This window comes from Arthrobacter sp. B1805 (assembly GCF_002929745.1).
In the GTDB taxonomy this organism is placed as follows: domain Bacteria; phylum Actinomycetota; class Actinomycetes; order Actinomycetales; family Micrococcaceae; genus Arthrobacter_D.
Genome location: NZ_PJIQ01000010.1, coordinates 123,710 through 135,835, shown reverse-complemented (window position 1 = coordinate 135,835; position 12,126 = coordinate 123,710). Strand labels below are relative to the sequence as shown.

The 12,126-nt window shown below is 59.1% G+C and carries 9 protein-coding genes; 1 reads left to right on the top strand and 8 read right to left on the bottom strand.

Going from position 1 to position 12,126, the window contains the following annotated elements; translation table 11 throughout:
• Positions 1 to 263: 263 nt before the first annotated feature.
• The 8 genes from CXQ96_RS12550 to CXQ96_RS12520 all read right to left on the bottom strand — a co-directional run bounded on the left by CXQ96_RS12550 (position 264) and on the right by CXQ96_RS12520 (position 11,713).
• The gene (locus CXQ96_RS12550) at positions 264 to 1,658 is read right to left on the bottom strand and encodes an IS1380 family transposase (protein ID WP_104118363.1); all 1,395 of its coding nucleotides are present in this window, start codon (positions 1,656 to 1,658) and stop codon (positions 264 to 266) included.
• 705 nt (positions 1,659 to 2,363) lie between these two features.
• Positions 2,364 to 2,984, bottom strand: coding sequence for a PIN domain-containing protein (locus CXQ96_RS18105; protein WP_146070887.1), 621 nt, complete (start codon positions 2,982 to 2,984; stop codon positions 2,364 to 2,366).
• Between the two features lie 50 nt (positions 2,985 to 3,034).
• On the bottom strand, positions 3,035 to 3,490 hold the full coding sequence (locus CXQ96_RS12540) for a helix-turn-helix domain-containing protein (protein ID WP_104118361.1): 456 nt from the start codon (positions 3,488 to 3,490) through the stop codon (positions 3,035 to 3,037).
• A gap of 94 nt (positions 3,491 to 3,584) precedes the next feature.
• Entirely contained in the window at positions 3,585 to 4,217 is a 633-nt protein-coding gene (locus CXQ96_RS18100) for a hypothetical protein (RefSeq protein ID WP_146070886.1), read from the bottom strand.
• Between the two features lie 335 nt (positions 4,218 to 4,552).
• Positions 4,553 to 7,489 (bottom strand): type I restriction endonuclease subunit R, encoded by a 2,937-nt coding sequence (locus CXQ96_RS12535; RefSeq protein ID WP_104118360.1) that lies wholly within the window; start codon positions 7,487 to 7,489, stop codon positions 4,553 to 4,555.
• On the bottom strand, positions 7,489 to 8,664 hold the full coding sequence (locus CXQ96_RS12530) for a restriction endonuclease subunit S (protein ID WP_104118359.1): 1,176 nt from the start codon (positions 8,662 to 8,664) through the stop codon (positions 7,489 to 7,491). The genes CXQ96_RS12535 and CXQ96_RS12530 overlap by 1 nt, the downstream gene beginning before the upstream one ends.
• The gene (locus CXQ96_RS12525; protein WP_258059104.1) at positions 8,661 to 10,151 is read right to left on the bottom strand and encodes a class I SAM-dependent DNA methyltransferase; all 1,491 of its coding nucleotides are present in this window, start codon (positions 10,149 to 10,151) and stop codon (positions 8,661 to 8,663) included. The genes CXQ96_RS12530 and CXQ96_RS12525 overlap by 4 nt, the downstream gene beginning before the upstream one ends.
• Positions 10,151 to 11,713, bottom strand: coding sequence for a class I SAM-dependent DNA methyltransferase (locus tag CXQ96_RS12520; RefSeq protein ID WP_258059103.1), 1,563 nt, complete (start codon positions 11,711 to 11,713; stop codon positions 10,151 to 10,153). The genes CXQ96_RS12525 and CXQ96_RS12520 overlap by 1 nt, the downstream gene beginning before the upstream one ends.
• Before the next feature lie 222 nt (positions 11,714 to 11,935).
• Here CXQ96_RS12520 and CXQ96_RS18095 point away from each other — a divergent pair, with 222 nt between their 5' ends.
• The gene (locus CXQ96_RS18095; RefSeq protein ID WP_146070885.1) at positions 11,936 to 12,121 is read left to right on the top strand and encodes a hypothetical protein; all 186 of its coding nucleotides are present in this window, start codon (positions 11,936 to 11,938) and stop codon (positions 12,119 to 12,121) included.
• Positions 12,122 to 12,126: the final 5 nt, after the last annotated feature.

The following is a 12,126-nucleotide window of genomic DNA, read 5'->3' as shown; positions in this document are numbered from 1 at the left end:
TTCGGTCGTGAAGTCGTTCACGGCCATCTCCTCTCGGATCAGGCCGAACCCTCACACACCGTTATTCAGACAGTCCCCGATCTTTCATGAGGCGGTTCTGGTGGTGTGATCGGGGCTTACTGTCTGCCTGATGGTGTCGATTCTGGCATGTGAGTACGACATTTTCTGCCGCTGGCCGTGGCGGTGGTCGGTGATGGTTCCACGTCCATCACGGTGAGACTGCTGGTCTTCCTGGGTCGGGGTCGGCAGGTGGTCATGGGTTGTCAGGGCGGGGCGAGGGCGCGCAGACGGGTGAGGGCTGTGATGAGCAGCGGCGTCTCCGGTGCTGTCGCCGCGAGGTGCACGGTGAGTCGTCGTGCGTGCCGGCTGGTCTTGGCGGCGATCTCGAAGATCCTGGCCCTAAGTTTCTTCGGCTCCCAGCGTCTGGCACGGGTGTCGTGGAGGGCGAGCATTTGGGCCCAGGCCATCAGCTCCGCGGCGAGCATGACCAGGTGACACCACAGCGTGTTTCCGGCAAAGGAGTGGAGGGGCAGGTTCGCCAGGCCGGTGTCCTTGGCGTTCCGGATCCGGTCCTCGCAGCGGGCCCGTAACCGGTGGCGGACCTCCAGGTCCGCGAGCTGGCCCTGTTCCTGATTCGTGGCCAGAGCCGTGTAGCGCATCCCATCAACATCAGTGATCCGTAGCTGCGCGCCGACATGCGGGACTTCCTTGCGGACGATGACCCGCATCCCGTCCGGCCACGAGGACAGGTCGAGCATCCCGGTGACGTCGGCGACCCACGCCCCATCACGCTCGATACCGTCGCTGTTGTAGGCGCGGGTCCAGGCGTCCTTCGGGATCAGGGGCAGGACGGCTTCGACGGCCCCGTGGATCGGGAACCCCACCGAGTAGGAGAGATTCCGGCGTGGGCGGGTGACCCAGTCCAGGAACTCGTGGGTGCCGCCGGCGGAATCGGTACGGATCATTACCTTCCGGCCCGACCGGAACCCCTTCGGCAACTGCGTGAGGGCGTCACGGGTGACCTGGATGTGATCGGAGGCGGTGTTCGACCCGGCGTTCCCGGGCCGCAACAGGATGGCCAACGGTTCTCCGGTCCCCTCGGCCCCGTGGTCCAGGAACGCGGCCAGCGGGTGGTGCCCGAAGCTCTTTTTCCAGGTAGGACGGGCGTGCTCTTTCTCCGAATGAGCGATGAGCAGCGTCGCGTCGAGATCCACGACCAACGGTGCGTCTTTGCTGACCCCGTGTAGCGGGGAGTGCTCACCCGCTACCGCCCACACGCGGGCACGCGCCGCGGCACGCGTCGTATTGACCGCCGCCAACGCTTTCTTCGGGGCGATCGTGGCCAGGGACGTGATCAGCCGGCTCACCGTCGGATCCGAGGCGACCCGCCCATACACCTGCGGCTGGGAGCGCAGCCGGTCCACATCCGCCAGGCAGTCCCCGCCGGTCGCCAGTGACAGGGCCAGGTCGGTGAGGATCTTGCCCGGATCGTGCACCGCGAACGGCTTACGCCACGGCCACAATGCCGCAGACAATCCTGCACCGAGGCCGGAGACTCGAACCGTGTCCGTGAGGATCAACCCGCCCGCCTGGGAAACCACCCTGGCGCCGGCTGAATCAACACGGACGGACGGGTACAAGTTGGTAGTGTTACTCACCAGAAAGGTGCTCCTTCGACGTGGTGAAACTGGGTGTGTGGTAACACCATTTTCCCACGTCAGGAGCACTTTTCGTCGTTAAGCCACACCCCGCCAGCCACTACCGCATGAAAGCCCGAGGCTAGAGAGCGCTTGACGAGCGATTTCTGAGGCCTCGTCGGGAACCTCGTCCTCCAGCGGTTCGAGCCACCATCGCGCAGTGCATTCCCCGCCTTGGACAGAGAACGATTCCTCTCGGTCTGGTGTGCCGAGAGCAATTCCACAAGCGGACAGCAGACCGATGCACCCGAGGGCAGCAATACACTTCAGCACCCGTTTCCCCATGCGCAGACTGTACTCGCGGCCACTGGGGAACCGCTCTGAATGTGTTCGCTGCGAAAGAATGGGATTTTGAGAGGACGTCTAGCCCTACGACAAAGCTGTCCACAGTTGAGGTCAGTTCGGGTTGTCCACGGCTGGACTTCGGGAGCCCTCGGTCAGCTCCCCGGCAGTAGTAGCGGTGGACAACGCATGAGAACTGTCCACGGCTGTGGGCAGCGACGGAAAAGTGCGCACTCACGGCAATTGACAGCTATAGGAGCGTCATGTGTGCGGGACAAGCAGCGAAGCGGGGGAGCTTGGGCCCGTGCACATGTGGACAGGAGGCAGAGTCTCTACGGATCCCTCACCGAAGGCTTCCTCGGTCCGGTTCAAAGTAGAGGCACTTCAACAGTCACCGCTCAGTATCTTTGGATCCACATATTGCAGATGACCTCGCACGCGCTTGGAGAACTCTGGCGCACCGGCTTCTTTCAAGAGGAGTGGCAGGTCCACTCCGTCTTCAGCTTTAGCTCGCGCATGAGCCCGACACAACTCGATTTCAACCACGGCGTGCACAGTACTGGTGGCGCTGTCGTCCAAGAGGACGAGAAAGTCGTCAGCAGAATAAATCTCGTAAGAGAGGTCGATTCTCTCTGCGCTGTCGCTACAGTGCATGGTTACAACGTAATCGACCGATCCATGTATGGCAGCTGCGTGGACGTGCCTCTCCACTGGTGCTGGCGGTTCGGGAGATTTCACATCGCTGTACTTTTTTATACGCCCGAACGAAAAGGTTCCTTCCAGATGTTGTCGAACTTTGTTCACTGAGGTGGCGGACCTTGACGGATCAGCTTCCATGGTTCTATGGACAAAGCCGTCCATAATTTTGTCTGTCCACTTAACCACAAAGAGTGGCGCTGAAGAGGTGCTGTCCCCTTCTAGGAAGATTGAGGCTATCCACGCCCTCAGGAGCGGTTGGCAATAGATGGTTTCGTCAAGAAGAACGACTGTGGCCCCTGAGCTCATGTTTGAAAACATTACAGCTCAGGGGCCACTGGCGTCAGCACGGGTGATATCTAAAAATCTTCTTCCATGGCACGCAGGGCATCGAAGGCACTGCGCCGGGAAACCGACCGGCGAGCCTTGTATTCAAGTACGTCGGATGCGAAAACCCTGGAATGAGTTCCCACCTTGTGTGCGCTGATTTCACCCTTGCTGATGAGTTTCATCAGCGTCGGCCTAGAAATGCCGAGAATGGAAGCTGCAACCGTGGTGGTCAGTTCCTTGGGGAGAGTTCCTACAGTCACCGTGCCTCCACTACTTATAACTTCAACCACCTGTTGAAGGATCGAAAAAAGTTCTGGCGGTACCGGGACAACGTTTCCGTCTTCACGGCCCAAAGCGACAGATGCATCTCTTGTCGGGGGGATGTTGTCAGCATGAAGGACCTCTACTACGGCGCGTGCTTGCGAGGCCTGTTGCTCGGTCGTAGTAACTTCAGTTCTCTTGTTCTCGCTCAGTACAGCGGACACGATGAATCCATTCGGTGGTATTGCGGTGTTCTATGTGCTCACTCTAACCACTTGCACTTATAAGTGCAAGTGAAATACACCTTATGGCCGAGGTTCAGTTGGGATGTGCTGGGCTAGAGTCTCTGGCCGGCACTAATCCTAGTTGGCTAAGAACCGGAGCTACTTTTTCTGCGAAATCTTGTCCTGGGCGCCACGAAATGAGATGTATGTTGGACCGCGCTGCTTCGCTCTTGATCCGCTCCGAGATGAGGCCTGATGATACAACCAGTGTCGCTCGCTGCATGTTGCCATCTTTCTCAGCCCATCGCCGGACGTGGGTAGGTTTCACGGTGCCCCACTTGAGGATCACGAATACTTCGACCTGCACGGATTTCAGAAGGAGGTCGTGATTTTCATCAGGATCTGTCGGTATAGCTTGGAAGGAGTATGTGGACGACATGGACGTGAGCTCGTCCAACGCGCTTTGCTCAAACTCGAGGGCCTGCCGGTACCTCGTGACCATCACTCCATCTTCCTCTGCAGCGTCGAGCAAATCCGATTTCGCTGCAACGGAGACGTCTGGACGGGAGATTACTTTTCTAATGAGCTTTCGAGTGCCGAATTGGGCGCCATCTTTCGAAACCTGAATGAGTTGTTGGCCGGAGATGCCGGCGTAGACTGCCAGAGCACCTACCAGGATTAGAACTGGTACGCCTGCAACGTTTGTTTCTGGCAGGAACACGGCCACGGAACCTGCTCCTGACAAGACGGCGCCAGAAACGCACAACCAGCCGCGTGCCTTCGAAGGTAAGACACCATCCTCCATCAGGACGCCTTCTTCATCAGGTGTGTTGACCACGACTGCTATTTCCCCTCACCAGAGGCACCATCTAGTACCAACGAAAGAGTACCGCTCCGCAGTGGTGAGCTATTTCTGACTCATCACAGTTCGGACAACTATTGCAGCTCGCAAGGTTTGGCACCAGTTCAAGAACCCTCACGTGAGTACGGCACTCAAGTTTGCACAGAGCGTCGAGCTACATACGGCCCAAGAAGGACCCTGCCTTTCACCCTGATTCATCCTTAGTAATACTCGTGGATATAGCGTAGGGCCTTCTCAAAGACGTCGTTCTCGCGGATCTTGAACTGCACATAGAGTGTTTTGCGAAGTGCCTGGCGTACCTCTTGGTCCCCGCGATGGGTGGACTGCCAACCATCGAACCTGACGGCGCGAACGACCTCGTCGATTCGGTTGACGATGTTCTCCACAATGATTGGCGTTTGGTCGGTCTTCAGAGCTTCGAAAAGCTCGGTTAGAGCGGCCTTGCCCTGATCTTCCCGCGGCACCTCTTCAATAGTTTTTTCCGCTGCCACGGTATCGCGGGCCAGTTCCAAGAGCTGGCGGAGGAAATCCAAGCTGGATTGCTGGATATCGGCGTACTTCTCGCGAAGAGCGTTGAGCCGCTTGCCGAGTTCGACAAATACCGGGTTATTGAGGTGGCGGGCGATACGGGCAGTGATCTGCTTTTCGATCTCCTCTCGGGAGATGTCTTTTCGCTTGCCCTGCATCAGGTCCTCGATGGTCTGTGCATCCAGAACAATCATCTCGCCGCCCTGCGGGATTTCTACCTGGACGTGCTCGTTGATCAGGTCGATGGTCTTGGCGCCGAGCGCGTGCCAGACGAGTCGCCCAGTGATGTCGGAAGGTCGGACGGATTCGTAGACGTCTGTCAGCCAGCGGTAGTCGTCGCGATAAGGCGCCAGCATCGGGTCGGGACTGAGCGCCTCCCAGAGCTGAGTGACGATGCTGTATGCGAGCCCGAACGCGTCTTTGGCCGCGTCATCGGCAATCGACGACTGTGCCTGTACCAGGCCTTCGTAGCCGCCGACGGTTCGATCGACCCCGGGGAAGAAGGCAAGTGCAGCGCCGATGGCCGGCGCAAGTTGCTTCTTCAGCTCCTCGATGTTGGAGATCACCTGCTGTACTGACTTCTCATCGAACGCCAATGACTTGGCGACATCATCGAAGACCCCAAGGTAGTCGACGATCAGGCCGTGCGTCTTTTTCGGCGGGTACACACGGTTGGTGCGAGTGATCGCCTGCAGCAGCGTGTGTTCCTTGAACGGCTTGTCGAGGTACTGGCAGTAGAGGATTGGCGCATCGAACCCAGTGAGCAGTTTCGCTGTGACGATGATGATCTTCAGCGGGTCGGCCGGGTCGTTGAACCGGGCAACGACCTGCGCCAAGTCCTCAGCACCGGGGGTCCATTTGCCCCAGTCGGGTGAGTCGGCCCGGGACTTTGACATCACGATGGTCGACGTCTCGGCGCCGAGGAGCTTGTCCAGCTCTTCCTTGTACGCCACGCAGGAAGCTTTGTCGTAAACGACTACCTGAGCCTTGAACCCCTCGGGCTCTACCTTGGCGCGGAAGTGGTCCGCGATGTCGGCGGCGATCTTCGCGATGCGCGACGGGCTCTTTATGAGTACCTCGATCGAGGCTGCCTTCTTAGAAAGTGTCGTCTTATCAGACTCCGACAGGTTTCGGTCGGCAGCGAGCTCCTCGAAGGCGGCGTCGATCGCCTCCTGGTCGATGTGGATTTCTGACAGGCGCGGATCGAAGTGCAATGGAAGGGTGGCGCCGTCTCGGATCGAATCGTGGAAGGAGTAGCGCGAGAGGTATCCGCCCTCGTCCTTCGGCGAACCGAACCACATGAAGGTGTTACGGTCGCGCTTGTTGATTGGAGTGCCCGTGAGACCGAACAGGAACGCATTGGGAAGGGCCTCGCGCATCTTCTGTCCGTAGTCACCTTCCTGCGACCGGTGGGCCTCGTCGACCATTGCGATGATGTTGTCGCGCGGGTCAAGGACACCGGGTGCCTCGCCAAACTTGTGGATTGTCGTGATGATGATCTTGCGGGCACCCTGGCTGAGCAGGGTCTGCAACTGGGGCCGCGAGTCCGTCGACACCAATCCGGGAACGTCGGAGGCGTTGAAGGTGCCAGTGATCTGGGTATCGAGGTCGATGCGGTCCACGACTATCAGGATGGTCGGGTTCGTTAGCTCCGCCATAGCGCGCAGCTTCAGCGCGGTGAAGACCATGAGCAGAGACTTGCCCGAGCCCTGGAAATGCCAGATAAGCCCCTGCTTGATCTTGCCGCGCAACACGCGATCGACAATAAGGTTAGTCGCCTGGAACTGCTGGAACCGGGCGATGACCTTGATCTTTCGGTGCTTCCTGTCGGTCGCATAGATGGTGAAGAACCGCAGGAAGTCCAGCACCGCTGGCGGCTTCAGGGCACCCTCGACCGCTTCCTGTACCGCGGCGAGTCCGATCTTGGCCGGGGCATCCTCCTCGGTGGATTCTTCACGCCAAGGTCCCCACAGCTCGACCGGCATCCCCACGGTGCCGTAACGGAAGTCCTTGCCCTCGGTCGCGAATGAGAACACGTTAGGAACGAAGAACTGCGGAACACTCTTTTCGTAGTCGCCGTGCACTTGAGCAGCGCCGTCGATCCAGGTGTAAGCCGGGCGGGTTGGTGACTTCGCCTCACCGACGACGAGTGGGAAGCCGTTGCACCATAGAACGAGGTCGAACCGCTTCTCAACACGCCCCTGCTTGAAGGTGACCTCGGTCGAGACTTCCCAATGGTTCGCCGAGTCATTGTCGAGGCGATCGAAATCAATCAACCGGACGGTGGTGTGTTCCCCGTTGCGTCCGAACGGCATCGATCTTTGACCGGTCAGCCAAGCCATAAGCTCCTCATTAGCCACTACCGGTTGTGGGCTTGTCCGGGCAGCTATCAATACAGCACGGAGATCGTGAATGACCTCATCGGCTTTGTCTGGATCAGTTTCGATCTCGGGGTTCAGTCGTATGAGCGAAGCTTTCACGGCTTCCTCTTGCAGAACGTCGCCGGTACGGCGCGAAAGCGCGCTGCCCGGCACGAACTGGACGCCCATCGATTGCACCAGATCACGGATGTAGTCGCGTACCGAGTTAGCTTCGTTGAACTGGGTCATCAGTTGCCTCCAAAGACGTCGGCGAGCAGGGAAAAGCGCAGAGACGCGAGTGCCGTTCGCTCGGCCGATATTGCATCCCTCGCCGTGACATAGGTATTGACCATCGTGAGAAAACGGTCTCGGTCCGCACGAGTGGCGGACCAGGGAACTTCTTGTTCGTTGAGCCATTTCACAGCGAGGTTGCCCAAACCTGTAGTTCCTGAGGCTGCTTCACTCATGCGCTCCTGCATGGTGTCGGTACTCAGCACCCAGTACAGGTATTCGCGATAGCTCGGATCCGTAACCTTCATCAGAAACTGGAAGGCTGACACCGCATAGCCATAAGCCTCTGTCGGCGGAAGATATACGTTGCCGATCCGCTGTCTGTTCCCGTTGGTGCGGATTAGGATGAGACTCGCCTCATCAACGGTCCCCGTACTTGCTGCAAGACCGCTCACATGACCAACATCAGTAATGTTGAATGTCCCGTCCGGCCGTGTGTTAGGGATGCCGAGCACAGGGATCGACCCCTCAAGGGCGACGGGGGAAACGTCCGAGGCGGCGAAGGATGGGCCCGAGCGTATGGATGCCACTTGACCGAGACGTACCGTGGAACCGAATGCCTCAAGGGATGACGCCATCTGGAATTGTAATGCGCTCTGAATCTGCTGTCCGACGGTTTTTATCGCTACTTTTTGCCGCTCGACCGCCCAGAGGAGGTTGGCGATGCGCTTCTGCTCCTCCCAGGGCGGGAGATTGAATTCTTGCACTTTGAGGTCACGCCAGTTGACTGTCGGAGACAGCGATCCGACTGAGATCTCGATGGCGCGCTCGAGGAAGTAGTCACTGGAGAGGAAAACAGGAAGGAAGTCGGGATCAACGTAGTCCGGCCGCGCACGAAGCACGAGCGCGTGTGCGGAGCAGATGCCCTCGAACTCGGCCTTGGCTACCTTCTTCTGGTAGGCGCGGCGACGACCGAAGATCACGTCACCAGGCTGGAAGCGCAGTTTCTGGGCTTCCACCTTGTCGGGGGAGTCCCAACGCTGAACCGTCATTACGCCTGGATCCAGATGCTCGAGACCGACGTACCGGTCGACCCCCGCTTCGGACGGGTTGTCGACACGGTCGGTGATGCTGTCGATGACGTCACCGAAGGCAACGCGTTTCCATGTGGACTTGTCGATGTTGAGACTCATGCCGGCACCTCCTTTTGGAGCAGGACGAGGACATCAGCCGTGGCGTCATTGGAGGCCTCGGCCGCCGCACGCCACCCTGTAAGGGCCTCGGCGATATCGACTTGCTCGCCAGAATCGGCTGCCTTGGCGCCTGCGACATACAGCGGGATCGCGAGACTGTAGGACTTTTCTGCGATCTGATCGAGGGTTGCGACTGCTGCGAACCGATCCACGTCCATGAATCCGGAGTAGGCGTCGAGAATCTTTTTCTGATGGGTCTCGCGCAGGAAGGACTGCGCCTGCTCGCGGCTGACCTCATCGAGCGCATTGATGAACAGCACCTTGCCCGCATGCTTGGCGGGCTTGCTGCCACGTAGAGTGATAACGACGGCCTCCATCGGGCTGTTGTAGAAGAGGCCAGCACCGAGGCCGAGAACGCACTCGATCAGATCCGATTTCACGAGCGCTTCGCGCAGGGCCGCCTCTTCGCGGCGGAAGAGCACCCCGTGTGGGAAGAGGATCGCGGCGCGGCCAGTCGTCGGATCTAGGCTTGCGGCAATGTGCTGGAAGAATGCGTAGTCGGCGCGCCCCTGGGGCGGGACGCCCCACATGTTGCGACCGTAGGAGTCAGTGCGGAATGCCTCACGGTTCCACGCCTTGATGGAGTAAGGCGGATTGGCGAGCACGACGTCGAAGGTCTGGAGCTGACCCTGCGCGTTGTGGAATGCCGGCCGCGACAGAGTGTCGCCATGTGCGATATGTCCGTCAATGATGCCATGCAAGAACAGGTTCATGCGGGCGATAGCGGAGGTACCGTAGTTGAGCTCCTGGCCGTAGAGGCGCAGGTTCCGCCATTCCTTGCCTTGTCGCTTCACCTCGGCAGCGGTAGAGATGAGCATGCCGCCAGTGCCGCACGTGGGGTCGTAGACGGACTCTCCGGGTTGGGGCTGCAGCATGAGGGTCATTAGGTGCACCAAGGTGCGGTTGGTGTAGAACTCCTGAGCTGTGTGGCCGGAGTCGTCGGCGAACTTCTTGATCAGATATTCATAGCCGTTGCCGAGCTCGTCTTCAGGCAGGTTTGCGATTGACAGTGTCTTCGTCGAGAAATGCTCAATTAGGTCGGCGAGGGTTGAGTCAGGGAGCAGGTTCTTGTTGCCCCAGTCGCCGTCGCCGAACACACCGGACAGGGTGTCGGGGTTAGCAGACTCGATGGCCCGCATCGCTTTGAGCGCCTTAGCCCCGATGTCGGTGGTGACAGAGCGGATTTCGTCCCAGTGGCAGCCGGAGGGGATAGCGAAGCGATGGTTCTCGGGCAGGTGAGCGAGTTCCTCGTCGCCGTAGATTTCCATCGCTGCGGCGTGTTCTTCGTCGTACACGTCGGAGATCCTCTTGAGGAAAACGAGTGGGAAGATGTACTGCTTGTAGTCGCCGGCATCGATAAGGCCACGCAGGACGGTGGCCGCACCCCACAAGTAGGACTCCAATTCGCGCTGAGATATCCGGGTCATCACGCGCTCACCCCGTGCTGCTGGCCAAGTCCCCACTTAGCCAGCTCTGTTTCAAGCGCAGCGCGAGTTGCCGCTGCGTCGCCATGGGCGGCTTCCAGGTTCGCCAAGGCATTCGCCAGCGTCAGCTTTTCGCCGGTGTCGGCGGGAGCGACATAAAGCGGGATGTTGAGGTTGCAGCCGTTGCCTTCGATCTCGTCGAAACCGACGACTCGCGCAAAACCATCGATGTCGTCATACGCCTCATATGCGCGCAACAAATCCTTTGAGTGTTCGGGCTCCAGAGTGTTCTGATTGCGTCCGCGCTTGAAAAACTGCTCCCCGTTGATGAACAACACCTTGCCTGGGCGCAAGACGGGCTTGCCCAAGCAGAGGATCAGAACGCAGGCGGCGAGGCCGGTGCCATAGAACAGGTTCGGGGCGAGGCCAATCACCGCATCTACGACACCGGACTTGAGTATATGAGTGCGGATCTTGGCCTCGGCGCCCTGGCGGAAGAGGGCGCCTTGCGGCAGGACGACCGCAACGCGTCCGGTCTTCGTGCGGGCTGAGCTCAGCATGTGTTGGACCCAAGCCCAGTCGGCATACCCCGACGGTGGTACGCCCCCGAGGTTGTTGCGGCCCCACTTGTCAGAGCTCCATTCGCTTTTGCCCCAGTTCTTCAGGGAGAACGGAGGGTTGGCTACCACACAGTCAAACTGGGCCAAGTGGTTACCGGAGTAGAAGGCCGGGCTGCGCAGGGTGTCCTCGCGAATGATTCTAAAGTCTTCGACACCGTGGAGCAGCAGATTCATGCGTGCAATTGCCGACGTGGCGAGTACCTTCTCCTGGCCGTAGAGCTTGCCCCACAGGGTCTTCGGGTTGCCGCCGGAGGACTTCACATGCTCGATGACCTCGATGAGCATGCCGCCGGTGCCGCAAGCCGGGTCATAGACGCTTTCGCCTTCGAGGGGGTTGAGGATGTTGATGAGCAGGTTCACCACGGAGCGTGGGGTGTAGTACTCACCTGCCTTCTTGTTCGACTGGTCGGCAAAGCGTTTGATCAGGTACTCATATGCATTGCCGAACACATCTGGGGAAACGGCAGCGTTGGACAGCGTTTTAGTCGAGAAGTGTTCGATCAGTGCAGCGATCTTGCGGTCGGGCAGTTTGTCCTTGTTGGTCCAGTTAGCATTGCCGAAGATGCCGTAGAGCGTCTCGGGGTTGGCTTTTTCAATCTCACGGAACGCGGTCTGCAAAGCAGCCCCAATGTTTTCAGTGTGGTCACGAACGTCGCCCCACAGGTTGCCCTCGGGGATCGCGAATCGATGGTTCTCGGCGAATGCAGCAAATTCGTGGTCACCATCCGACTCGTCGAGCGACTGAGTGAACTCCTCCAGGTACACGTCACTGATTCGTTTGAAGAACATCAGCGGAAAGATATAGGCCTTGAAATCGGCTTGGTCGATGCTTCCACGCAGCAGATCAGCAGCCTTGGACAGATAGTTTTCCAGATCAGGTAGCGACAGTGGCCGAGCCGTCGCCAGAAAGCTTTTCGCATAAGCCAGTGCTTCGTCAGCAGTCACTTTTCCCTTGTCGTGTATCTCTCGTGCCAGTATGGTGCGCACACTCAATGTCACGCTGATTCTTCCAGTTCTGCCCTTGAGTGTGCGCATGCAGTAGTTCAGGCGATTTTGACCGTACCCGCGGCGAGGGCTTTCACCAAGGTGTCACGGGCCGTCGCAGAGGCTTCCACCAAATCCGTGGGCTGGCGCGGATAACGTCCTACGACGAGCAGCCAAATCAAGATGATCTGGACCCACCTCGGCCGCACCATCCGCGCCAGATACGACACGAAGACTTGGCCGCTCACAGCCAAGTGGGCAGCCAATATGGACCCCCGCCCCGAAGGCCCGAACCTCGTGTACTACTGGCTCACCGACGAGCAGGCGGAACTGTGGAGGCAGGCGCGCGACGCCAGCCGGGACAGCTGACACCC